We start from the raw sequence: 24,065 nt of genomic DNA on the forward strand, positions 1-24,065 counted from the left end.
GGTTCATTCCGAGACAAAAATGGACCTAAAACTGCAATTTCCTCTCCCTTTTCCCAAAGTGAAGGATAATTTCTGTTTCGCATATAACATAAGCAGGATAATATGCTAGTTTAATTGAATATACAATACCAAAGGAGCTGGTCATATGATATTAAAAGAATTCGAATTTCCCGAAAGGCTTATGAAAATTGATGCTTTACGTAGGAGGTTGCCAAATGCGCATCAAATTTTTCCAAAGGTAGATAGTGAATATAAGAGAAGACTGGCAGGCCACTGGGGAGAAAATCCTTATTATATTATTTGGGCTTTCTTGACGAAAAACGGTATCGAATCTTTCATAACCTTCGCTTACCTGATTCAAAGAATGGACACTTTTTTGAAATGGACGTATTTTTACTAACACCAACACTATTAATCCCCATTGATTCAAAAAATTATCGTGGCGAACTATACTTCGATGAACTATTTGATCAGCTGATCCAGACTTTTGATGACGTGAAGAAAGCATTCCCCAGCCCACTTGCACAAATAAATAGACATCAATTTCAGCTAGGCCAATTGCTGCAAGTAAACAAATACCCACAAATACCTATTGCTCCCCTTTTAGTCATCACAAATCCCGCAGCAATAATAACTGCCTCCCAAAACCATAGGCAAGTTAATAAAATTATTAAAAGCGCCAATCTTCCAAGTAAAATAAACATGCTAGAAAATCTGCATAAAGATAAGGTGTTAGATAATAAGCAATTACATAGATTATCAAAACTATTATTAAAACTACACACTCCATATGATAAATGCATCCTTGAGGAATTTGGTGTTCATGAAAGGGAGTTACTAAAAGGAGTTCATTGCCCCAACTGCGAAACCTTGCAAATGAGATGGGCACAAAGAAAATGGGAGTGTATCTCATGTGGCTTTTCCTCAAGGTCAGCTCATCACTCTGCTATCAATGATTATAAGCTCTTAATTGGAAATACTATCACCAATCAAAAACTTCGCAACTTTCTCCAATTACCCTCCAAATCTGCGGCAACTCGCATCCTCAAGTCTTTAAACCTTACATTTAGTGGAGAAAAAAAGGGTAGGGAATATATTCTATGAAGTTAAGTTGCCCTCAGTAGTATCGTGCAAATACGTGCGATATCGTGCATATATCTAAAATATCGCGCAAATAATCCGAGAATCGTTCAAATATCTAAAATATCGTGCAAATAATCCAAGAATCAAGCATTAATCAATAGGATGACAGCTGTCCTTTTAAAAATATACAGGAAACTGAAAACTAGCAGGATAGAAATAGTGAAAATGTCCATATTATTAGGAAAAGAAAGGCAACATCCCATCAGAGGTGTGGCTGTCAATGGAGGCAGAAGATTTTTCTACAAAAAAAGGGGTTAACGTGCAGAAAAAGGGAATTGAATGTACAGAGGGTGTGTAAAGGTTGAATGTGGTTTATGGCTTATTGTGGATTCTGGCAACGGTAAAATGGGGAGATATGAAAAATTGGAAGAAGTATTATCCAACCATATTATTTTTTGCATTAGGCGACTTTCTCTATCTGTATCTATTATCAGACTTTTATCCAATGTGGAAATATGTCCCACAGGGTCTGGACAAATATTTTGGCTTAACCGGTACCCAAATATCCTTAGCAAGTATTTTCATTAAGTATCCAGCCACCATTCTTATATACCTTTCTAAATTCCCTGATAAAAATAAGTTTAAGCAATTATTATATATGTTGGGCTGGGTGTTAATTTATTTCTTTAATGAATTAATCGATGTAAAGCTTAACCAGTTCAAATACTTTAATGGCTGGAATTTATATTGGTCAACCTTGTTTACTATTGTTATGTTTATGTTATTTAGAATCCATCATACCCGTCCACTATTGGCCTGGTTCTTTTCATTTCTTTTTATTATCTTTCTATGGCAGGTATTTGATGTCCCTAGTAAAGTGTTTAGGTAAAACAAGGCTTCTAAAATGGAGCCTGTAAAAAAATAAATTAGTAAGTTTAGAAAATTAATCGGCTTCATATATTTCTTCTCATGGTATTATTGTTTTTAGTCAGGAGGAGAAAGAAGATGAAACGATATATTGGGGATGGAATGCTGCTATTTACAGCGATTGTCTGGGGCAGCGGGTTTGTTGTCACTGCGATTGCACTAGAATATTTAACAGCTTACCAGGTGATGGCTGGCAGATTTGTGATCGCAACCCTCATTCTAATGATCTTATTTGGATATAAATTCAAAGGGTTTACAAAGTCTATCGTATGGAAAGGCGCCCTTTTAGGAACTTTTTTATTTATCGGCTTTGCCTTGCAAACGGTTGGTTTGGAATATACCACTCCATCCAAAAATGCCTTTTTAACAGCCGTAAATGTTGTCGTAGTGCCAATTATTGCGTATCTCTTATATAAGCGCAGAATTGATCGTTATGAAATGATTGGCTCCTGTATAGCTATTGTTGGAATAGGATTTTTGTCATTGCAAGGTACAATGACCATCAATATTGGTGATGCATTATCACTTGCTTGTGCAGTTGCTTTTGCATTTGATATTTTTTATACGAATCTTTTTGTCCAAAAGGAAGATGCCATATCACTAACCATTGTGCAATTCATAACAGCCTCTTTACTAAGTGTAATTGCGGTATTAATTCAAGGAGATTTACCGACGACGTTTGAAAACGAAGCCATTTACTCAATTGTGTATTTAGCCATTTTCTCAACAACGATTGCTTATCTTTTTCAAAATATCGCCCATCAATATACAACGGCGACAAAGGCAGCTATCATTCTATCAACCGAATCCTTCTTCGGAATGGTCTTATCGGTTATCTTTTTACATGAAATATTGACAGGCCGTATGATCATCGGTGCTGTGTTAATCATGCTCGCAATATTGATTGCTGAAGTGAAGCCAGTGTTCCGTAAAAAGCGGGCGTTGGTGAAATAAATCCTATTAAGATCAAATGAATACTAGAAATTGGGTAAATAGAACAACAAGGCATGGTAATTCGTAAGGAATTCTCCATGCTTTTTATTATGTAAAAATATAGTCGGAGAATTTCCGTCTAATGTACAAACTGGATGCTAAAGGAGCAGATATAAGCGGAGAAATTCCGACTAACTGCACTAAATAAGGCAAAATCAATAGCATTGGATATGATAAGCGGAAAAGTTCCCCTTATTTTTAAGAAAATATAGATATTTTTCAATTTAAACGGAATTTCTCCGTTTATTTTTTAAACATAGTAAAAACACCATACAGTTATAATATTTATCATTGTAATAAACATTTATTTAGCAATCCATAGCGATTTATTAGACGCGACACGCTATTTTTAAATTAAATATAAATGGAACGATTCCGTCTGAGCCAATGTCTAATAGGTAAGACGTCTTTTTTTAAACTGAGCGCGCTGTTGTATCCGTGATCACGAGATAAAAGGAGGGGAGATTGTGTCCATTTTTAAATCATTCTCCGGTCATTCCTTTGAAAAGTTAATCAAGCATGAACAGGAAAAACTTTATAAAGTTGCCTATTCATATGTGAAAAATGAACAGGACGCCCTTGATATTGTACAGGAAGCCATTATTAAGGGGTATAAATCCTTTCATAAATTGCAGGATATTCATTATTTTTCAACATGGATGACTAGGATACTAATAAATACGTCTATTGACTTTATTAGAAAAACGAAAGATGTTATTTTGCTTGAACCGGACTGGGTAGATACTGGTTTGAATGAGGAAAATGCTGCTATTATGGCGATGGATATTGAAAAGGTTTTTGAAAGGCTAAAGCCACAGCAAAAAACATTGTTGCTGCTTCGCTTTTACTACGGATATTCTATTTCGGATATTTCAGAAATAATGGAAAAACCAGAAGGAACCATCAAGTCCCAATTACACCGGACACTTTATCAGGTAAAAGGAATGCTTGAAAAAGGAGGAGACACATATGGAGAAGCTACAAGATGATATTAGGAAGATGATAAATAATGTGCCTGTACCAGCTGCTCAACTAGACAAAACGGTCCAAGAGGCAATAAAAATAGGAAAAAGCACAAAAAGACAGTCATTTATAAAAAGGCAGACCATATTTGCGAGTATCGCCTCCATTCTCATCCTAGCAATCGGAGGATTATTATTCAATTCATTCCTTGAAGGAACGACAACGGCGGGTGCCCCTAATAACATTTTATATAATAACGGGGATGAAGGGTTAAAATTGATGGTTAAGGAGGGGAAAGTAAAAAGTCTATCATTAGTAGCGGAAGATCAAAATATAAAGGTCATGCTAGAAGAAGGGTATATGGACAATCATCAATTAGCTATATCGTATCACGTTGAGCTTAGTGATCAGATGAGAAAGAAGTATGATACATCTGACATTGAATTAGAACTTTTCGTGAATGAAAAGTCAGATGGAAATTCATATTTTAGCGGAATGGATACAAAGGATCTAATAGAAAAGGGAGATATATTAAAGTTCTATAATTCGAAGGAATTTCCGTCTACTTCAGAAATCGAAATGCGTATTCATAAAATCAATGATGTAGAGGGAGATTGGTCGTTTGCTTTTACCTTGCAGAAGGAAAGTGAGTTCATTGAAAAGACAAGCCCAATTGTTAAAGAGGATGGAAAAGGAAATTCATTTGCTGTTAATAATGTTCAGCTAACTCCATCGGTTTTACTTTTAAATACTAGAATAGAAATGAAGCTGGAGGAAGCTCTGCCCGAAAATAGTTATCTTGCTTTGTCATTGGTTGCGATAGGACCTGATGGGGTTATGTATCCAGAACACCCGATCAGAAGCACCAGCGGCTATAAAAATGCCTATGACCAAATGGTTCAGGAAAGAACGCTTCATGAGAAAGTAGAAGTGGCTAGAAGCATAAATGCCCATTCTTATAAAATTGTTCCTTATATTACAACGTATAAAGGAAGAGAAGTGCCATCCAGCAATGGAAAAGCCTATGAGTGGGATAATGTCACAGCACCTTTTATGAAGGGAGCTATTTTAAACTCAGATTCAAAAATAAAAGTAATAGATATTGCGGAGAATTCCAATGGGACTGTTGTCCAATACGAGATGGACCCATTACAGCCCGTTTTCCCAAGCATCATAAGTCAAGAGACCTATCAAATGTATGAGGCCATTAGCTTCAAGCAAATGCCTGATCACATAGAGGTAACCTATCCAAAAGTAAGTCATGAAGAACCACTGGAATTTAATATGATTGACTCGACTTATAAAGTATTTTCAGATTTACAAATTGATATTGATTTGAATGAATAAATTTTGAGTAAAATTATATATTCATATGCTACACCTTCGATTGTTGTGAGATAGTGCCTGAGCATATATTTATAAAAAAACTTCGGCTGGAAATCTGAGAATTCATTTTGAATGTTAGTTCAAAGTGGATTCTTTTTTTATGATATTTTTTGTATTGAAATTATATGTCACGGCATGATATAGTCAAGATACAATATGTCATGGTGTGACATATCAAGTTCCGATATATGGAGGTATAGAGGTGGAAAAGCTAATCAAAAAATATGTACCAATGTCCGAAACCGCCTTTTATATATTATTGACCCTTACAGAACCTTATCATGGCTATGGAATTATTAAGCGTGTAGAAGAGCTGACAGAAGGGCGGATAAGGCTAGGTTCGGGCACTATTTATGGAACCTTAACAAAAATGCAAAAAGATGAATTAATTACTGTTTTTGCAGATGATAAAAGAAAAACGGTTTATGAAGTGACACAGCTTGGCAAGTCGGTTATGAGGGCTGAAATGGCACGGTTAAAGGAATTACACGGAAACGTTTTACGCTTTGAGGGGGATTTCCTATGAAAAAAATGAAATGGCTTTGGAGTTATCGGATTGATCAGACGGAACGATGGCTTACTCAAATGGCTAATGACGGCTATCTCCTAGTGAATTTTAATCATTGGTCCCGAAAGTTTTCATTTCAGGAGGGTCAGGGCAAGAAGGCCCAATATGCTGTGCAGTATGGAGGAAGAGCATTGCCACATGGACTTGCAAGTGCAGGCTGGGAATTAGCGGCCTCATCAGGAAAGTGGCAAATACTGAAAAATGAAAGTTCTGAAATAGAGGCTTATCCTGCACGGGATGCTATTTTCAAACGTACAAGAATGCATGCTTACTTATTTTTGCTGATCACGATGTTTATGCTTTCCATTCAGGTGCCTGCACTCCTTGTTTTTGGGACAATTATGAGCATAGCGAATGGGCAAATAGGTGTATTACCGGTTGCCATCCCAGTGATTATCTTACTTTTCTTGATTGGATTAACTGTTTTTGTTTTCCGTGCCTATCGCAGGTTTGAGCGAAGTGTAATGGATATGGCGATTGAAAAAAGAGGTATGGGGCAAAAAGTGCGTAAATTATATCTTGGCTGGATGTATCAACCGTTCCAAACGAAGGAATGGCTAGAAAAAATGGCTAGTGATGGGCTGGAGCTAGAATCAGTTTTCGGAGCTGTTTTTACCTTCCGCAAAACGGAATCTCAAAAGACTATTTACGAAGTGAGCTTTGAACCGAAAGTGAATGCAAATTATTTCGCGCTCCACAAGGAAATGGGCTGGAAGCTAAAGTTTACGTCAAATATTACATGGCTTAATTATTCAATTTGGGCGAAATCCTACAGTGCTGAAGAAGAGGTACCAGCTTTTACTTACGATCTGCAGGAGAAGCGGCGCTATATGAAGAAGGCTTTTATGATGAACGTTGGTATGGGTGTATTTTTAATGTTTATTTGCATTCAAAGTTTGTATGTAAATTTTATTTCGATGCCAGATTCTTTTTTTGAATGGTCTTTTTATGGGTTTATAAAAGTAGCCTTACTATTTATAACGGTCATGTGGATTGTGTTATTGACAAAAATTATTGCAGGCTATCGCAAAGAATTAAAAATGCTAAAAGCTGATTCATTGAAATAACAAAAATAGACTTGTCTGACAGTTGACAATTATATGAAAAGGGTGGTAACCTTCAAGAACACTAAACAATTTAGCAAAGGAGGTAAGGACAATGAGAACAGTTAAAATGAATTTCGAGATGAAAAACTTCATACATTGTCCATGCCGATTCTCTGTGTAATTGTGAATTCCTGAAGCGATGAAGGGTATGGAAGGAATTCTATACCTTTTGGAGATGCATGCTCTTTTTAGGGTATGCATCTTTTTTGTTGGAATTTTTTAGTGAATGGAAAAAGAGGAGTAGATGACGATGAGAAACAAACAAAAAAGACTGATTTTTAGAAAGGAATCGCTAGATAGTGGGTAGCCATGTTCCTAACCTGAAAGAGAAAGAGGGTTTGATCGATGTTTGATGTTTTAGGGAAGTTGAGTTGGTTTTTCGGGCAGTATTGGAGACAATATACAGTTGCCGTTTTCTTTCTAATTATCGCTAGTGTGCTTGAGGTGGTGCCGCCGTATTTACTTGGCTCAATTATCGACATTTTGACAGCCGGTGATATGACGAAGGAGATATTAGTCCAATATATTCTCATATTCATTGTGATTATTGTTGGCGGCTATTTCTTGAACTTCATTTGGCAGTACCGCCTATTTGAAGGGGCGATAAATCTTGAAAGAGTTATGCGCCAGAAGTTAATGCTGCAATTTCTCAAAATGACGCCAACCTTTTATGAGAAAAATCGTACAGGTGACTTGATGGCGCGTGCGACAAATGATTTAAATTCCGTGGCACAAACGGCTGGCTTCGGGATCATGACACTCATTGACTCTACGCTATATTTAGGTGCGATTATTTTGGCAATGGGCTTCATGATTTCATGGAAGTTAACGCTTTTCGCCATGCTGCCAGTGCCGATTATGGCGGCGCTCATTCAGTACTTTGGAAAGCTTGTTCACGAACGATATATGAAAGCGCAAGATGCATTTGGGGAACTGAATGATAGTGTTCTAGAGTCTGTGGCTGGAGTTCGTGTCATTCGTGCTTACGTGCAGGAGACGAAAGATGAAGTGGACTTTGCTAACAAGAGTGAAGAGGTCTACGAGAAAAATATGCACACAGCGAAAATAAATGCTTTATTTGGCCCAATCACGAAAATTGGAACTGGTATTAGCTATGTGGTAGCACTCGGCTACGGCGCGGTTCTTGTATCAAATGGCGAAATGACAGTCGGCCAGCTCGTCACATTTAACGTGTATTTAGGGCTCGCGGTTTGGCCGATTTTCGCGATTGGCGAGCTAATTAATGTGATGCAGCAGGGGAATGCTTCACTTGATCGAGTGCAAGAAACACTTAATTATGAGGCAGATGTTCAAGACACGAAGGCCCCGATTGCTGTTGCAGCTCCGAATGCTATTGGATTTGATGACCTTATGTTTCAATATCCAACAAGCCAGGTGAAAAACTTACAGAAAATCTCGTTGTCACTCAAAAAGGGGGAAACGCTTGGAATTGTCGGGAAAACAGGTGCAGGTAAAACGACTTTCCTAAGACAATTACTTCGTGAATATCCGCTTAATGAAGGGCAATTACAAATTGGCGGAATTGACATCGCGTCCCAAACAAAAGATCAGATTCTTGATTGGATCGGGTATGTCCCGCAGGATCATGTATTATTTTCACGGACGATTCGGGAAAATATTTTATTCGGGAAAGAGGATGCGTCAGAGGCGGATTTGGAGAAAGCGATTCATCTTGCATATTTTAAAAAGGACTTAGAGAATCTGCCAAGCGGACTCGAAACATTAGTTGGCGAAAAAGGGGTTTCGTTGTCAGGCGGACAGAAGCAGCGTGTGTCCATTGCCCGTGCGCTCATAAAAGATCCTGAAATCTTAATCCTGGATGATTCTCTGTCAGCAGTCGATGCTAAAACAGAAGCTCGCATTATTAAAAACATTCAAAGTGAACGAAGTGGCAAGACTACCATTATTACCACACATCGTCTGTCCAGCGTGCAGCATGCAGATCAGATTATTGTTCTCGATGAAGGGCAAATTATTGAACAGGGAACACATGAAGAGCTTCTCGGACAAAATGGCTGGTATAAGGAACAATTTGACCGTCAACAGCTAGAAGGAGGCGGGGCATGAGTACGAGTAAACGATTAACGAAGTATGCAATGCATTTTAAGCGGGTCATTTTCATTGGATTACTTTTCTTATCAGCTGCGGTTTTTACAGATCTAGCGGGCCCGTTCATCGCTAAGAAAATTATTGATGAGCATATGACAATGGGTGTCATTGAAATAAAGCCGATTGCCTGGCTCCTTTGCTTATATCTTATTTTAGCGATCGCCACAGCAATATTACGCTATTTTATGTATATTTATTTGCAATCTGGCGCAAACCGGATTGTCCAAAAATTGCGTATGGATGTGTTTGGGCATATACAAACACTGCCAATACAGTATTTTGATAACTTGCCAGCAGGAAAAATTGTCGCGCGTGTCACAAATGATACAGAAGCGATTAGAAACTTATATGTACAGGTACTTTCTAATTTCGCGACCAGCTTTATTTCGGTCGCAGGTGTCTATATTGCACTGTTTATCTTAAATTGGAAATTGGCGATGATTGCCTTAATCATGATTCCATTTATTTATTTGTGGATGATTTTATACAGAAAATATGCGAAGCAATACAATGGTGTGATTCGGACGAAAATTGCTGACATTAATGCGATGATTAATGAGTCCATTCAAGGGATGACGATTATTCAAGCCTTTCGCCGTGAGCAGCAGATGACGAAGGAATTCGATGATATGAATGAAGAGCATTATGCTTATCAGCGGAAATTATTATTTCTGGATTCAGCCACTTCCTTTAATCTAGTGAATGTCATACGGCTTATCATGTTTACCATTTTCATTATATATTTTGGCACCCGATCCATTACGGCAGCAGAAATGGTTTCAGCGGGAACTTTATATGCATTCGTTGATTATTTAACGAGATTGTTTAATCCTATTACGAATGTGGTAAATCAGTTTTCACAGCTTGAACGCTCGCTAGTTGCGGGAAACCGTGTATTTGAGGTATTGGATATTAAAGGCGAAAAGGTCTCGCAGGAAACGATGCCAAGATACGATGGGCATGTCGTATTCGAAGATGTGTCATTTGCTTATCAAGACCAAGATTACGTATTGAAGGAGTTATCCTTTGAAGCGAAGCGCGGCGAAACGGTGGCACTTGTTGGCCACACAGGCTCTGGAAAAAGCTCCATTATGAACTTGCTGTTCCGTTTCTATGATCCGTCAAAAGGGAGGATTTATATTGATGGTATCGACATAACGGCTGTACCTAGACAGACCATCCGTGAACATATGGGCATTGTTCTGCAGGATCCATATTTATTCACGGGAACGATTGCTTCAAACGTAAGCTTGAATGATCCAAAAATTACGAGGGAAAAAGTAGAGGAAGCATTGAAAGCAGTTGGAGCCGAACGTGTACTAGGTCATCTGGAAAAAGGGATTGATGAGCCTGTTATTGAAAAAGGCAGCACCCTTTCCTCTGGACAGCGTCAGCTCATTTCCTTTGCGCGGGCCCTTGCCTTTGACCCGGCGATTTTAATATTGGATGAAGCGACATCAAATATTGATACAGAAACAGAAGAAATCATCCAGCATGCGATGGATGTTCTGAAAAAAGGACGAACAACATTTATTATTGCCCACCGTCTTTCAACCATTAAAAATGCTGATCGGATTCTTGTGTTGGAGCGAGGCGTGATTAAAGAACAGGGTACACATGATGAACTGCTGGCACAAGGCGGCATCTATGATCAAATGTATCAAATGCAGGCGAAGTCACTGCATAAAAAAGTGAGTGTAGGTTAGGGGCAAGTAGGTAGGCTCTGTTCATGCAAAAAAGTTAACGCTCAAGGTTTGGGCGTTAACTTTTTATAAAGAGGACCACAAGTCCGTTATTTTCATTTAATGGGCAAATTTTAGAGCTAAGAGGACACAGGGTACGCTATTGCCATAAAAACATGAGGTAATCACCGCTTTTTTACAATATAACGGTACCTGTGTCCGCAAACATAAGGAATTACCCCATTTTTGAACAAATAACGGAACTGGTGTCCGCTGATTGTGGTGAAAATACTTGGGGTAAAAAGCAATCTCACATTTTTTGATGAAACTAAGGTGCTCATGAAAAAGTATCGTGAATAATTGTCGTAAAAGCTTTGAGAAAGATTAATAACCATTTGGAAAGTAGGTATTCAAATGTTAATCAAACCAAAAAAATTACAGCCCGGAGATCTTGTAGCAACAGTGAGTCCTTCATGGGGAGGGGCAGGAGATCCTGAGCTTAAATGGCGCTATGAGCAGGGTGTGAAAAGATTAGAGGAAGTGTTTGGTTTAAAGGTTGTTCCGATGCCTAATAGTTTAAAAGGGTCAGATTATTTATACCATCATCCGGAGGCACGTGCAGAAGATTTAATGACTGCTTTTAAGGATAAGAGCATTAAAGGGATTTTTGCGAATATTGGCGGAGAAGACAGCATTCGCCTTCTTCCTTATATAGACTTTGATGTGATAAGAGCGAATCCAAAGATTTTCGTTGGGTATTCGGATGTGACGATTTCACATTTGTTCTGTCATAAGGCGGGGCTATCCTCCTATTACGGTCCTGCGGTATTAACGGATTTTGCTGAGAATGTAGAAATGGATCCATATACTATAGAAATGGTCAAACGAATCCTCTTTTCAAATGAAGTAATTGGAGAAATTGAGCCAGCGGAAAATTGGACTAGTGAGCGTTTGGAATGGGCGGAATCAAATAGAAACAAGCGGCGTAAAATGCAGCCGAATTCTGGTTATGAAGTCCTTCAGGGGAAAGGTGTAGTTCAGGGGCGTCTAATTGGCGGTTGTATGGAAGTATTGGAGTTTGCGAAAGGGACTGCCATTTGGCCGGACCAGAAATACTGGGATAATAGCATTCTATTTTTTGAAACATCAGAAGATAAGCCAGATCCGGCTTTAATTAGGTATTGGCTGCGCAACTATGCTGCACAAGGCATTTTGCAAAGGGCAAATGGGATTGTTTTCGGGAAGCCACAAGATGAAACCTATTACGAGGAATATAAGATTGAGATTCTTAAAGTCATGAAAGAAACTAAATTAGAGCATGTGCCGATTCTCTACAACATGAATTTTGGGCATACAGAACCAAAGTTTATTTTGCCATATGGTGCGATGGCGGAGATTCATTGTGAAAAGGGAACCTTTGCTTTATTGGAAAGCGGAGCTGAGTAAAAAAGACCTCTTTGAGATTCATCCAATCTCAAAGGGGTTATTTTTTATCAAGGAAAATTTCGTTTGTCTAAAAATAAAGCCGAAGATTGTACAAAAATAACTTGCTCTATTATTTTATAAAATTTATAATTGTCTTAACACACGGACTTTTCTATAAATTATCCTAAATAAAATCCAAAGCAAAACATGACGAATATTACATACATCTTAGTTGCTAGTTTATTTAATAAATAGAATAGGGTAATAGAAAAGCGAGGGTGGAACATTCTTAGGGGGGTCATACAATGAGTAAGAAGAATTATATCTTTATTACCATGCTGCTAGTTCTCAGTATGTTTTTGGCAGCTTGCGGCGGCGACAAGAAAACAACCACCACAGAAACAGCAACAGGCAATGACAAGAAGGAAGAAAAGGCAGAGAAGTCTGATGTGCCACAGAACTTAAGAATAAATATTAATACGGAACCACCTTCTTTACATCCTGGTTTAGCGAAGGACACGACTTCTGGTGCAGTATTGCTTCAAACATTCGAAGGTTTAACACGTATTAATCAAGAAGGCAAGCCTGTAGAAGCAGCAGCAGAAAAAGTTGAAGTTTCAGAAGACCAAAAGGTTTATACATTTACAATTCGTGATGCAAAGTGGACGAATGGTGATCCTGTAACTGCAAATGACTTTGAATATGCTTGGAAATGGGCTTTAGACCCGAATAATCAATCTGAGTATGCATACCAGCTTTATTATATTAAAGGTGCAGAAGCTGCAAATACTGCTGGCGGATCCCTAGATGAAGTTGGTGTTAAAGCGTTAGATGAGAAAACTCTTGAAGTTACATTAGAAAACCCGACTCCATATTTCACAGAGCTAACAGCGTTTTATACTTATTTCCCAATTAACAGCAAAGTAGCCGAAGCTAATCCAAATTGGGCTAATGATGCTGGTGAAAACTATACATCTAACGGACCTTTCGTTATGACTGAATGGGCTCATAGTGACAAAATCATCCTAGAAAAGAATGAGGATTATTGGGATGCTGGCGCTGGAAAACTAGAAAAAATCGAAATGATCATGGTTAATGATCCTAATACAGAATTATCTATGTTTGATAATGGGGAGCTTGACTGGGCTGGATCGCCTACAGGTAATCTGCCAACAGACGCTATGCAGGCTCTTAAAGATCAAGGGCGTTTAACTACTCAAGCTATTGCTGGTATCTACAACTACAAGTTCAATACAACAGTTGAACCTTTTAACAACGTAAACATCCGTAAAGCTTTTGCTCATGCAATCAACCGTCAAGAAATCATTGACAACATTACTCAAGGTGAACAGCTTCCAGCGATGGCGATTGTGCCTCCATCTATGTTCCCTGAAAATGAAAAGGGTTACTTCCCTGACAACGATGTAGAAAAAGCAAAAGAATATTTACAAAAAGGCCTAGAAGAACTTGGCTATAGTGATGTATCTGAATTACCTGCTGTAACGCTTTCTTACAATACATCTGAAGCACATCAAAAGATTGCACAAGCGATCCAAGATATGTGGAAACAAAACCTAGGTGTTGAAGTTACGCTTGATAATGCGGAGTGGGCAGTATACTTAGATAAATTGCATTCACTTGATTACCAAGTTGGACGTTTAGGCTGGTTAGGTGACTTTAACGATGCGATCAATTTCTTAGAAATGTACCGTGATGCTGATGGCGGTAACAACAATACAGGTTGGGAAAACAAAGAATTCAAGGACTTACTTGCTCAATCTGCTCTTGAAGGCGATGCTGCGAAGCGTCAACAATTATTAAAGGATGCAGAGGCTGTCTTTATGGATGAAATGGCAGTTGCTCCAATTTACTTCTACACACTAAACTGGGTAAAAGTTGATCACTTAAAAGGTGTTCATGTATCTGGACTTGGTGATGTTCAATACAAGTGGGCTTATTTTGAATAAGTTTGTTTAAGGGAAGAAGGATTACTTTGTCAAATATATTTGGCAAAGTAGTCCTTTTCTACATAGGAGAAACTATTTGTCTTTTAAAGCAGTCCAGGCCTCAGCCTTATCCTGATAATATGAGGTCGCAAGTTCCACTCTTGAAAAAATTAATTAAAAGGAGTCTTCTTATGTTTATCCAAAAACTCATTGATTGTCTAGGTAAAGAGAAAGTAAGCCAAAGTGAAACAGAGCTGTTCCGTCATAGCCATGATGAATCATTTCATACACCAGTAGAGCCCGATGTAGTTTGCTTTCCGAAGAGCCGTGAAGATGTTGAGGCCATTATTGGGATAGCCCGCGAGCATAAAATCCCTGTTACCCCTTATGGAGCTGGGTCTGGACTTGAAGGTCAAGCGATCCCTATCAAAAAGGGGATTTCTATTAACTTTAGCAACATGAATCAGGTCATTCACTTTTCCCCAGAGGATTTATTGGTTACCGTTCAACCGGGAATCACGCGTTTGGAATTAAATAAAGTGGTAAACCGGCATGGATTAATGTTTCCAATTGATCCAGGAGCGGATGCGTCCATTGGCGGGATGGTTGCAAATAATGCGAGTGGGACAACGGCAGTCCGTTATGGTTCAATGCGTGATCAGCTGCTGGATTTAGAGGTTGTCTTGGCTGATGGAACCGTCATTCACACGGGATCTCATGCGAAAAAGTCATCTTCTGGCTATCATTTGACAGGACTCTTTGCGGGTTCTGAGGGAACGTTAGGCATCGTCACGGAAATCACTTTAAGGCTCCACGGAATTCCAGAACACTCATTGGCTGCCCGCTGTACATTTGACACACCCGAGGAATGTGCGGAAGCGGCAAAAACAGTTTTACTTAGCGGGATTCCGGTCATGCGTATGGAGCTGGTGGATGCAGAAAGTATTTCTCAGGTCAATGCATATGGTGGCTATCAATTCCCGGTTAGCCATTCTTTATTTTTTGAATTCGCCGGCACCAAGGGAGCGGTGGAGGAAGAGGCGAAGATAACGGAACAATTAATGCGTGACCTCGGCTGTGGAAATTGGGAAGCGGCAAGCGGATCGAAGGAACGGATGGAGCTTTGGAAGGCTCGGCATGAAATGGCCTATGCATACCAGCATATTAAGGGTATGGCCACTACGGGAGCGGATGTCTGCGTACCCATTTCACGGCTGCCAGAGCTTGTCGTGTATGCTAGACAGCTAATCGATGAAAGTGGGTTAACCGGAGGTGTCTTGGGACATGTGGGGGATGGAAACTTCCATACGATGGTTATTTATGATCCGAAGGTGCCTGGTGAAAAGGAAAAAGCTGAATATACGAATGAAGCACTTGCCTTAAAAGCTATTGAGGTTGGCGGCACTTGTACAGGGGAACACGGTGTAGGGCTTGGGAAGATGAAATTTCAAGAAGCTGAGCACGGGAATGCGGTTATTATTATGAAACAGATGAAGAAAATGCTTGATCCAGATGGTTTGTTCAATCCAGGGAAGATATTCTTTTTTGATTGAATACAGAGACCGTTGGAGAGTTTGAACTTAGCTGGGCAAAGTGTCAGGATGGAAATTTCGCCGGTGAAAAAGGTTTAAAAAGTCCGAGCAAAAGTAAAAAGGTCAAGCAACTTATCAACTGGATTAAAAAGTCCTTTAGTTTTTCTAAATAGAAAAAACCTCTGCATAGATCTCGGAAGTCTAAGTAGAGGTTCTTATTCGTCTTTCTCAATACTTACATTTACCTTTTTTAATCGGTCAGTTACTAGGGGGACGACCATTTGGAAATAGGCATTTGCTTTAAATTTCAATTGATTTCCGTCTATAAATAAGAATTCATATTCAGGAAAATCCCCTTTCTCTCCCTTATAATAAATCACTTTTTCCACCTCGCTCCATGAATAGGAAAGGTCCTGTTTAGAAAAGAGAGTTCTGTATGATAGGCCATCCTCTGAAATTAATTTAAAAGATTGGGATGCCATCCAAAAGGGAATGATACTCAAGCAGACAAATACGAAACTTAATATAATCGAAAATTTCCGGATATCGAATATAGAAATAATCATTGCAGCAATAATTAATAAAAATAACCCGATCCCATAAACAATGTAATTTTCTCCGGGTACAAAAACAACCTGGTAAATTCCTTTCGTGTAATATACACTATCTGCTATTGTCTGCGGGGCAAAGATGAGGAGAAATGGAGATGAAACAGCAATACATATTCCAATGGCCAAAAAAACATGCTTAGGCTGATAATTTTTTTCCAATTCATATCCTCCTTAAGATTATTAATCTTTTAATTTATTATTAATATCCATTTTAGTAAATTTTTTCAATATGTTCAATCTTGTTATAATGACGGCCAACGTTAAATTTGATATTGAAAAGTGGAACCATTTTCTAAAACTCCCGTCTAAATTTATGGAGGGATAAATACAATGAAAAAACTAAAAAGTTTGTGGATTCTTTTTCTCATCATGTTCACTGGTTGTTCTGGACAAGAAGAACAATTAACAAGGATTGATGTTCAAAAAGTGAATGAAGAAGGAATGTACGAAGAGGAGATCATTATTTCAGATAAAGAAACGATCAATCTACTAAGGAATTCTTTTGAAAAAGTGAAATGGGAACCCAACACAAAAGCTGAAATGTCGAGAAAAGAGGATGTATTGGCTATATTATTCTATACCTATGATGAGAATATGCCTGAAAGACTTTATGAATATAGAATTTGGTTTAATCCTAATGAGACTTCCACAATTATCAGTAATAATGATATAGAAGGTTATGGTACCTTAGATGATAAACATTCAAAAATAATAAAGAACGTTTTTCTTAGTAAAGACTAACGTTTTTAGACAATTTGCAGACCAAATCGTAAACTGATCTGGTCTTTTATTTTCCTTTTGAAAAATAAAATTGGTAATAAGCCTATCGAACAATAATGTAACTTGGCGGACACCAGATTCGCTATCTGTGACAAAACGGGTTAATTCCTATGCTTACGGACATAGGTTCCTCTGATATGGAGAAAAATAATGGTTTTCGTATGTTTTTTCGATAATAACGTCCTTCCTGTCCGCCAAGTCCCAAATTAAGGTCATTTAGTGAAAATAACAGATTGTAAGTCCGCAAATCTCAAAAATAAAGCTTTTTAACAATAATATTGCATTTAACTAATCCGATTAGTTAAAATAGAAATATAATTAGTTACCGTGAAAGGTTGCGAAAATATGAAAATAACAAAAATGCATTCTGTTTACCAATTAGCTTTTATGCCGCAGTTATTTCCTGTAAATTGTTATTTAGTAGAAGAGGATACTAGTCTTACTCTTATTGATGCCGCCATGCCATATAGTGCAAAAAGCATCATCCAAGCGGCGAAGACGATAGGAAAGCCAATCACCAATATCATAATTACTCATGCTCATGCTGATCATGTAGGCGCATTAGATATGCTAAAAGCGAATTTACCGGAAGCACAAGTAAGCATTTCTTCCAGGGATTCACACCTATTGAGGGGAGACGCCACAATCCAACCCGACGAAAAAAACACCCCAATACGAGGAGGGGTTCCAAAAAATATTAAAACCCGCCCAGATATTTTGCTTCATGAAGGAGATCGGATTGGTTCGTTAGAGGTTATCCATTCGCCCGGCCATACACCTGGCTCTATCTCTCTTCTAGATATGAGAAATCAAAGTTTAATTGTTGGGGATGCATTCCAGACTAGAGGTGGGATGGCTGTTTCTGGAACGGTGAAGCCTTTCTTTCCTTTCCCGGCCATGGCAACTTGGGATAAGGAAACGGCGCTAATAAGTGCTGAAAAGTTAATCGGATTTGAACCAAGCTTGCTGGCTGCGGGACATGGAAAAATGATTAATCATCCAATTGAATTGATGAAAAAGGCTATTAATCAAGCAGAAATGAAATAAAACGCAAGAGAATAGAGGTAACGAAGATGACAGGTCGTATGAAAATAGATTTAGCTTTAATTTTACTAAAAGCAACACAAATAATTGATGAACAGGGTATAGAGAAACTTTCTCTTGGTTTACTGGCAGAAGAACTGCAAATTCGTCCGCCGTCCTTATACAACCATGTAAACGGATTAAATGATTTGAAACAAAGGTTAGCCATTCATGGAACGAGTAAGCTATATGACACATTGCTTCAAGCTGCCGCAGGGCGTTCAGGTGATGATGCCATTAAAGCCCTAAGTGAAGCATATATTCAGTTTGTCAGAAATCACCCTGGGCTTTATGAGGCAACTTCGAGATTTTCTGATCTAGAAGATAAGGAATTACAGGAAGCGCAGGAGTCCATTGTCCGTCTTGCTGTCCAAGTATTGCAAGTGTATAACCTGGATGAAGAGCAGGCTATTCATATGGTCAGGGGGTTCAGAAGTATTTTGCATGGATTTGCTTCGATTGAACAAATGGGTGGCTTTGGGCTTCCCTATGATACGGATAAAAGTTTGTCGATGCTGATCAACACATTTATTAAGGGTCTTCGTTCTTATGAAAATGAGAAGGTGAATGGTAATGCTTTTAGAGAGTATTAAGGTAGTAAACGTCATCCTGCGTTTTTTGCTGGAGCTTATTGGTCTGACTGTTTATGGATATTGGGGATACAAAATGGGGATGACTGCCATTATGAGGTGGGGGTTTGCAGCTGGGATTCCTTTTATGATTGCGGTTGTGTGGGGGTTATTTGGGTCGCCAAAAGCAATTTTTCAGCTTTCGGGACTCCCTCTTTTATTGTTAGAAATATGCATCTTTCTTTTGCCCGTCGCCCTGCTAATTAATCTAGGAAAGGTTCAAATAGCTTGGTTTTATGGGATAATAGTGATTGTAAACCGTACTTTAATGAATGTTTGGGAGCAATAATAGGTATTTAATTCAGGATAAAGTAGGTGGATTATAATGGCTAAAACAATCGTTGAAAAACTAAATCTAACAAAATATAAAAAAGCAGCTGTTTTGGGATTGCCTGAGGGTGCAGATTACCTGGCGGAGTTAACCAATTATGATACAGAGCTTACGAACAGTCCTTATGACCTGATATTTGCCTTCGTGCTAGAGATGGAGTCTTTAAAGGGTCTTGTGGATAAAGTGATTGCGAAAAATGATTTAAATGAAAATGGATATATCTTTTTGGCTTATCCGAAGAAGGGGAATAAAGTTTACCCTACCTTTATTCACCGCGATGATTTATTAGGCGGGTTAGGTGCGGATGAGGATGGTTACATCGGTGCAAGCAATCTTAAATTTGCTCGTATGGTAGGACTGGATGATGTCTTTACAGTTGTGGGTCTAAAATTTGATGCTAAAAGTAAAGAAAGCACTTCTACAAAACCAAGCCAATGTGTGGATGATTATATAGAAATGATTCCAGATGTAGAGAAAGACTTGAAGGATACACCAGAATTGCTTGCAATCTATCAATCGCTAACACCAGGGTATCGAAAAGATTGGGCTCGCTATGTGTACAGCGCCAAACAAGAGGCAACAAAAGCAAAAAGGCGTGATGAAATGAAAATGATTCTAGCAGCGGGCTACAAAACTAGGGATTTGTATCGCAGAGACCTTAAGTAACAAAAAGACGTTCATTAAGTAAAACTTACTTGATAAACGTCTTTTCAGCTTTCATATTGCCTTAAAAATCAATCCTCACCATCTAACCAAACACCCTCTACATGCTTCCTCTTTTGCTGCTTATTGATTTTCCGATATTCCTTTGACTTGAAAATGATATCGAAGTCATAGTTTTCGGGATACAGTTCTCGTCCTTTTATATAGAGCTTTAACCGTTTATGATTAATGGCCCGCTTTTCTCCTTGAATTTGAACAACATAATCACCTTTCGAATCCGGGCCTTTGTAAATGATCCCCATCTCATTTGTTTCTGTAAATAAAACATTATCTCCTTGTTCAAAAAGGGCAATGCTTTCCGTGCTTGAATCCAGGGATGGCTTTTTTGCAGTCCTTCTCGCATATTTATTAATGGCAATTTGTTTTTGATAGCCAGGATCTCTTAAACTCGCTGTATCTAATTCATCGCGATAGCTTCGATTATTCTTATAAGTGATCTCATGAGCCTTTTCGATCAATTCTGGGTGCATGCCAAGCTTGATCGCGATATCGAAAGCCTGGCTATTTCCACTTTGTCCAAGAAGGAGCCTATAGGTTGGCCGCAATGTTTCAATATCAAATTCCATCATCCCATTTAGAAATCCGCTTGTTTTTTCCGCAAATTCCTTCATTTCATTGTAGTGGGTAGTGGCAAATAAAGTAGCTCCCTTTTGGTAAAGCTGCTCGAGAATCACGATTGCCAATGCCATACCTTCACTTGGGTCAGTCCCTGATCCCAATTCATCAAGGAGGACAAGCGAGCGGTCATTTGTGACTCGAAGGATATCAATAATATTGACAAGCCTTGAACTGAATGTGCTTAAGTTCTGTTCAATGCTTTGCCCATCTCCAATATCAACGAATATATGTTGAAAAATGGCAATCTCGCTCCCGGGATTAGCTGGTATCGGTAAACCTGTTTGTGCCATCATGGTGAGCAGACCAACTGTTTTCAAGGTAACTGTCTTCCCACCGGTATTCGGCCCTGTTATAACTAAAGCTCGATGTTCTTCTCCAAATTGAATGGAAAGTGGAACAGCTTTGTTGCCAAGCATCGGATGCCGAGCTTCTTTTAGATTGATCATATAATCCTCATTTAATATAGGAGTCGAACTGCTTGTTTTTCGGCTATAAGCAGCCTTTGCAAATAGGACATCATAATGATGCATCGCTTCGATAGCAATTTTTATTGTGTGCTCATGCTGCAGCACCTTGTCTGTTAATTCATATAAAATCCTTTCCGTTTCCTGCTCTTCAGCCATACGCAAAAGTTCAATTTCTTCTTGAATAGAGCCTAGTTCAGCAGGTTCCATATATAAGGTTGATCCTGACGCGGAAGTGTCAAGAACGGTTCCCTCTACCTTGGATCGATATTGTCTTTTCACCGAAATGGCAATCCGTCCACTTCGTTCAACGATCAGTGTATCCTGCAGATATGCTGCATACCTTTTCGATTTTACGAGCTGCTGGGCTTTTTCCTTTAGCTTATCTGTTTGGATTGAAAGCTGTCTGCGCAAATAGGCTAAATCGCTTGAAGCGTGCTGGTCAACCTGCCCATGACGGATGCATCGGTTAATTTCCTCTTCCAGCTCCCGCACCTCACCAATCGATTCTGCGTATAAGCTCACATTCGGAGCGGCATTGTGCTTATCCTTCATAAATTGTTTTAACTTAGAGCAATGCTGCAGGAACGAAAGAACATACGTAAACTGATCAGCACGAATATAGATCCCTTTTTGTGCCTGTGTTAAATAAAGATCCATTTCATCAAGCGTGTGAATAGGGACACTGCTGCTAATTTTGATAATTTCTTCTGCTTCCGCGATCTCTTTTAATGATAGCTCCATTCGCCTTTTGTCTGGCAGCGGACGGAGTGACTGAAGGGTGTTTTTCCCTCGGTTCGTTTTTGCAAAATTGGCGATTTCGTTTAGAATTTCTTGATACCCCAATACATCAATCGTTTGCTGATTCATTTTGAGCCTCCTATTATGATCTTTTATTTAAACCATTTAACTGCATAAAAAAACCGCCATGAACAATATCGCTCATGACGGTAAGAAGAAATGGAAACATGCAATGGCAAACTAATATTGCGTGCAGCATAATAGGGAGGGAAATGCCCTCATTATTCCTATTTTTGCAAACAAAAAAGCTATGACAAAACATGCCATAGCGGGTTCACCAAATCTTCTATGCTATGATGCGTGTTCTTAACATCCCTCGAAAAAGCGCACACTTAATAAACCAGTAATTTGACTGGTTTTTTGCTTTCTTCAAGGCCGTATGAAAATAACGGTTAGTTAAGAACATTCACACTCATAAAACAAACTCCTTTGAGTTTACATTTTTATACAAAATAAGTATACCTTGGTTAGAAACCAAAGGTCAATAATGTTTTTTGAAACTTCAGCCCAAAAATAAAAATAATGGCGTATTTTAGTAAGGAATGAGATAAAGGAAAAAGTAGGTAGTTTCCAGAATATAAACCCTATATACACAAATGGAGTGAGAGAATGTTTCCAATACTTGAAACAGAAAGATTGCTGCTGCGAGAGCTTGTTGAAGAAGATACACAAGGGGTTTTCAATTGTTTTTCCAATCCTGATGTCACACGTTTCTATGGACAAGATACTTTAACACACATGGAGCAGGCTAAAGAGTTTATCCGGCTCTTTGAACAAAATTTCAATGGAAAACGTGGGATTAGATGGGGAATTCAGGTAAAAGACGGAGGAGAAGAAATCATTGGCACAATCGGGTTTAATCTCTGGTCACCTAAACATAAAAGGGCTGAGATTGGCTACGAAATCCATCCCAATCATTGGCGCAAGGGTTATGCTGCTGAAGCGGTTTCCAAAATTGTATCATTTGGCTTTAATGAACTTGGATTAACACGAATTGGAGCAGTTGTTTTTATCGAAAATGATGCATCAAATGCACTTCTAACAAAGCTGGGATTTGAAAAAGAGGGTGTATTAAGAAATTATATGTATCAAAATGGAGTTCCCTGCGATACGAACGTGTACTCTTTATTAAATGTATAACCAGGCATTCAGATAAGAGGAGATTCAAATGTTAAATGTTATCAATCTAAACTTAGACCCAAACCGAAGAGCTATTATTATTTCAGATGTACACGCTAATCTTTTGTTATTTAAAAGGCTGTTAGAGAAGGTTCATTACGAGAAGGACGATTATCTCTTTATAAACGGAGACCTTTGTGAAAAAGGAGAAAACAGTTTAGAGGTTGTTCGCTATGTAAAGAAGATGACAGAACAATCCTCGAATGTTTTTGTCACGAAAGGGAACTGCGATATTTTGCACCGTTATGTATTTATGGGGAATGAAAAAATTCTCAACTATATGAAGGCAAGAAAGAATTCTATCTTAAATGAAATGCTGGAGCAGGGGAAACAGTCTTTAACGCATTTCAGTCAAATTCAGCAGCTTGCTCAATATTATGAAACTCATTTTAAAGTAGAACTGAGCTGGCTGGAATCTTTGCCTGTGGCTATTGAAACAGAGAATTTCATTTTGATCCACGCTGGTATTGAGGACCGGGCCGATTGGGAAAAAACAGATGAAAACTTCGCTTTATCTGTCGATTCCTTTTTTGATAGAGGACATCAGGCTAAGAAAACCGTCATAGTCGGACATTGGCCAGTCGTTAATTATCGTTTTCATTCCGAGAGTTCTAACAATCCAATGATTGATTTTGAGAAAAAAATCATTGCCATTGATGGCGGCAATCAGATTAAAAGGGATGGACAACTGAATGCCCTTATTTTCAAGAATAATCAATTTTCGTTTGAGTTTGTTGATGAGCTGCATGAGGAAAGGAAAGTTAAAAAAGACTATTTAGATCAGACAGGTCGAGTCGGAACGGTCACCTATCCCAATTATGAAATGAGTATTATTCACAGAGAATTTTACTTTACACTTTGCAGGAATATTAAACTTGGGGTTGAGCAATGGGTGAAAAATGAGTATATAGTTGAAAATGATGAGGGAGTGAGCTGTAAAAATGATTTAAGCACTACGTTTTTATCAGTAAGACAAGGTGAAATTGTGAAGGTGCTTGACTCAAATACTTCGGGCTATCTATTGGTAAAAAAGAATAATGGTCTTGTTGGATGGGTGCCAATTGAGGTATTCGAAAGTTTATCATCATGATTATTTATATAAAGG

General features: G+C 38.5%; 22 protein-coding genes. 20 read left to right on the plus strand and 2 right to left on the minus strand.

Annotated features, from left to right (window positions below; translation table 11 throughout):
• Positions 1-145: 145 nt before the first annotated feature.
• The 13 genes from AR328_RS22930 to AR328_RS19250 all read left to right on the plus strand — a co-directional run bounded on the left by AR328_RS22930 (position 146) and on the right by AR328_RS19250 (position 15,762).
• Entirely contained in the window at positions 146-400 is a 255-nt protein-coding gene (locus AR328_RS22930) for a hypothetical protein (protein ID WP_066300089.1), read from the plus strand.
• Complete coding sequence (locus tag AR328_RS19195) at positions 301-1,104, plus strand: NERD domain-containing protein (RefSeq protein WP_197414498.1); 804 nt, start codon at positions 301-303, stop codon at positions 1,102-1,104. The genes AR328_RS22930 and AR328_RS19195 overlap by 100 nt, the downstream gene beginning before the upstream one ends.
• Before the next feature lie 346 nt (positions 1,105-1,450).
• Entirely contained in the window at positions 1,451-1,972 is a 522-nt protein-coding gene (locus AR328_RS19200) for a CBO0543 family protein (protein WP_231735023.1), read from the plus strand.
• Between the two features lie 116 nt (positions 1,973-2,088).
• Positions 2,089-2,964, plus strand: a complete 876-nt coding sequence (locus AR328_RS19205) for a DMT family transporter (RefSeq protein WP_066300096.1) — start codon at positions 2,089-2,091, stop codon at positions 2,962-2,964.
• 506 nt (positions 2,965-3,470) lie between these two features.
• Positions 3,471-3,992 carry a sigma-70 family RNA polymerase sigma factor gene (locus AR328_RS19210; protein ID WP_066300098.1) on the plus strand — a complete coding sequence of 174 codons (522 nt, stop codon included), beginning with the start codon at positions 3,471-3,473 and terminating at the stop codon, positions 3,990-3,992.
• Positions 3,973-5,313 (plus strand): DUF4179 domain-containing protein, encoded by a 1,341-nt coding sequence (locus AR328_RS19215; RefSeq protein WP_066300101.1) that lies wholly within the window; start codon positions 3,973-3,975, stop codon positions 5,311-5,313. The genes AR328_RS19210 and AR328_RS19215 overlap by 20 nt, the downstream gene beginning before the upstream one ends.
• Positions 5,314-5,584: 271 nt before the next feature.
• A complete protein-coding gene (locus tag AR328_RS19220) occupies positions 5,585-5,878 on the plus strand; it encodes a PadR family transcriptional regulator (protein ID WP_066300216.1) in 294 nt (97 codons plus the stop codon).
• On the plus strand, positions 5,875-6,987 hold the full coding sequence (locus tag AR328_RS19225; protein WP_066300104.1) for a DUF2812 domain-containing protein: 1,113 nt from the start codon (positions 5,875-5,877) through the stop codon (positions 6,985-6,987). The genes AR328_RS19220 and AR328_RS19225 overlap by 4 nt, the downstream gene beginning before the upstream one ends.
• 384 nt (positions 6,988-7,371) lie before the next feature.
• Complete coding sequence (locus tag AR328_RS19230; RefSeq protein WP_066300108.1) at positions 7,372-9,114, plus strand: ABC transporter ATP-binding protein; 1,743 nt, start codon at positions 7,372-7,374, stop codon at positions 9,112-9,114.
• Positions 9,111-10,862, plus strand: coding sequence for an ABC transporter ATP-binding protein (locus tag AR328_RS19235; RefSeq protein WP_066300110.1), 1,752 nt, complete (start codon positions 9,111-9,113; stop codon positions 10,860-10,862). Before AR328_RS19230 ends, AR328_RS19235 begins: the two co-directional genes overlap by 4 nt.
• A gap of 390 nt (positions 10,863-11,252) precedes the next feature.
• Positions 11,253-12,284 carry a S66 family peptidase gene (locus tag AR328_RS19240; RefSeq protein WP_066300112.1) on the plus strand — a complete coding sequence of 344 codons (1,032 nt, stop codon included), beginning with the start codon at positions 11,253-11,255 and terminating at the stop codon, positions 12,282-12,284.
• A gap of 284 nt (positions 12,285-12,568) precedes the next feature.
• Positions 12,569-14,230, plus strand: a complete 1,662-nt coding sequence (locus AR328_RS19245; protein ID WP_066300120.1) for a peptide ABC transporter substrate-binding protein — start codon at positions 12,569-12,571, stop codon at positions 14,228-14,230.
• A 170-nt stretch (positions 14,231-14,400) separates the two neighbouring features.
• The gene (locus AR328_RS19250) at positions 14,401-15,762 is read left to right on the plus strand and encodes an FAD-binding oxidoreductase (RefSeq protein WP_066300123.1); all 1,362 of its coding nucleotides are present in this window, start codon (positions 14,401-14,403) and stop codon (positions 15,760-15,762) included.
• Positions 15,763-15,956: 194 nt separating this feature from the next.
• On the opposite strand, the gene AR328_RS19255 is transcribed toward AR328_RS19250, so the two are convergent.
• On the minus strand, positions 15,957-16,511 hold the full coding sequence (locus AR328_RS19255) for a hypothetical protein (RefSeq protein ID WP_066300126.1): 555 nt from the start codon (positions 16,509-16,511) through the stop codon (positions 15,957-15,959).
• A 171-nt stretch (positions 16,512-16,682) separates the two neighbouring features.
• On the opposite strand from AR328_RS19255, the gene AR328_RS19260 reads away from it, so the two are divergent.
• From AR328_RS19260 to AR328_RS19280, 5 genes are all read left to right on the plus strand, one after another.
• Complete coding sequence (locus AR328_RS19260; RefSeq protein ID WP_066300134.1) at positions 16,683-17,093, plus strand: hypothetical protein; 411 nt, start codon at positions 16,683-16,685, stop codon at positions 17,091-17,093.
• Between the two features lie 384 nt (positions 17,094-17,477).
• Entirely contained in the window at positions 17,478-18,179 is a 702-nt protein-coding gene (locus tag AR328_RS19265) for an MBL fold metallo-hydrolase (RefSeq protein ID WP_066300136.1), read from the plus strand.
• Positions 18,180-18,205: 26 nt separating this feature from the next.
• Positions 18,206-18,808 (plus strand): TetR/AcrR family transcriptional regulator, encoded by a 603-nt coding sequence (locus tag AR328_RS19270; RefSeq protein WP_066300142.1) that lies wholly within the window; start codon positions 18,206-18,208, stop codon positions 18,806-18,808.
• Positions 18,789-19,133: a YrdB family protein gene (locus AR328_RS19275; protein WP_066300150.1), complete on the plus strand. Its 345-nt coding sequence runs from the start codon at positions 18,789-18,791 to the stop codon at positions 19,131-19,133. The genes AR328_RS19270 and AR328_RS19275 overlap by 20 nt, the downstream gene beginning before the upstream one ends.
• Positions 19,134-19,166: 33 nt before the next feature.
• Positions 19,167-19,841, plus strand: a complete 675-nt coding sequence (locus AR328_RS19280) for a YdeI/OmpD-associated family protein (protein WP_231735025.1) — start codon at positions 19,167-19,169, stop codon at positions 19,839-19,841.
• Positions 19,842-19,909: 68 nt separating this feature from the next.
• Here AR328_RS19280 and AR328_RS19285 read toward each other — a convergent pair whose 3' ends face one another.
• On the minus strand, positions 19,910-21,850 hold the full coding sequence (locus tag AR328_RS19285; protein ID WP_066300162.1) for an endonuclease MutS2: 1,941 nt from the start codon (positions 21,848-21,850) through the stop codon (positions 19,910-19,912).
• A gap of 540 nt (positions 21,851-22,390) precedes the next feature.
• Between AR328_RS19285 and AR328_RS19290 the strand changes: the two genes are divergently transcribed.
• A complete protein-coding gene (locus tag AR328_RS19290; RefSeq protein ID WP_066300163.1) occupies positions 22,391-22,921 on the plus strand; it encodes a GNAT family N-acetyltransferase in 531 nt (176 codons plus the stop codon).
• A gap of 28 nt (positions 22,922-22,949) precedes the next feature.
• Positions 22,950-24,050 (plus strand): metallophosphoesterase, encoded by a 1,101-nt coding sequence (locus AR328_RS19295; RefSeq protein WP_066300165.1) that lies wholly within the window; start codon positions 22,950-22,952, stop codon positions 24,048-24,050.
• The last annotated feature ends 15 nt before the right edge of the window (positions 24,051-24,065 follow it).

Source organism: Bacillus sp. FJAT-29937, from assembly GCF_001509555.1.
Taxonomy (GTDB): domain Bacteria; phylum Bacillota; class Bacilli; order Bacillales; family Cytobacillaceae; genus Cytobacillus.

What these genes read in the sequence shown, in the direction of transcription:
- AR328_RS19230 (WP_066300108.1), top strand. Translation starts at nt 7,372, where the DNA reads ATGTTTGATGTTTTAGGGAAGTTGAGTTGGTTTTTCGGGCAGTATTGG.
- AR328_RS19250 (WP_066300123.1), top strand. Translation starts at nt 14,401, where the DNA reads ATGTTTATCCAAAAACTCATTGATTGTCTAGGTAAAGAGAAAGTAAGC.
- AR328_RS19235 (WP_066300110.1), top strand. Translation starts at nt 9,111, where the DNA reads ATGAGTACGAGTAAACGATTAACGAAGTATGCAATGCATTTTAAGCGG.
- AR328_RS19270 (WP_066300142.1), top strand. Translation starts at nt 18,206, where the DNA reads ATGACAGGTCGTATGAAAATAGATTTAGCTTTAATTTTACTAAAAGCA.
- AR328_RS19225 (WP_066300104.1), top strand. Translation starts at nt 5,875, where the DNA reads ATGAAAAAAATGAAATGGCTTTGGAGTTATCGGATTGATCAGACGGAA.
- AR328_RS19295 (WP_066300165.1), top strand. Translation starts at nt 22,950, where the DNA reads ATGTTAAATGTTATCAATCTAAACTTAGACCCAAACCGAAGAGCTATT.
- AR328_RS19260 (WP_066300134.1), top strand. Translation starts at nt 16,683, where the DNA reads ATGAAAAAACTAAAAAGTTTGTGGATTCTTTTTCTCATCATGTTCACT.
- AR328_RS19220 (WP_066300216.1), top strand. Translation starts at nt 5,585, where the DNA reads ATGTCCGAAACCGCCTTTTATATATTATTGACCCTTACAGAACCTTAT.
- AR328_RS19265 (WP_066300136.1), top strand. Translation starts at nt 17,478, where the DNA reads ATGAAAATAACAAAAATGCATTCTGTTTACCAATTAGCTTTTATGCCG.
- AR328_RS22930 (WP_066300089.1), top strand. Translation starts at nt 146, where the DNA reads ATGATATTAAAAGAATTCGAATTTCCCGAAAGGCTTATGAAAATTGAT.
- AR328_RS19285 (WP_066300162.1), bottom strand. Translation starts at nt 21,850, where the DNA reads ATGAATCAGCAAACGATTGATGTATTGGGGTATCAAGAAATTCTAAAC.
- AR328_RS19245 (WP_066300120.1), top strand. Translation starts at nt 12,569, where the DNA reads ATGAGTAAGAAGAATTATATCTTTATTACCATGCTGCTAGTTCTCAGT.
- AR328_RS19215 (WP_066300101.1), top strand. Translation starts at nt 3,973, where the DNA reads ATGGAGAAGCTACAAGATGATATTAGGAAGATGATAAATAATGTGCCT.
- AR328_RS19205 (WP_066300096.1), top strand. Translation starts at nt 2,089, where the DNA reads ATGAAACGATATATTGGGGATGGAATGCTGCTATTTACAGCGATTGTC.
- AR328_RS19240 (WP_066300112.1), top strand. Translation starts at nt 11,253, where the DNA reads ATGTTAATCAAACCAAAAAAATTACAGCCCGGAGATCTTGTAGCAACA.
- AR328_RS19275 (WP_066300150.1), top strand. Translation starts at nt 18,789, where the DNA reads ATGCTTTTAGAGAGTATTAAGGTAGTAAACGTCATCCTGCGTTTTTTG.
- AR328_RS19290 (WP_066300163.1), top strand. Translation starts at nt 22,391, where the DNA reads ATGTTTCCAATACTTGAAACAGAAAGATTGCTGCTGCGAGAGCTTGTT.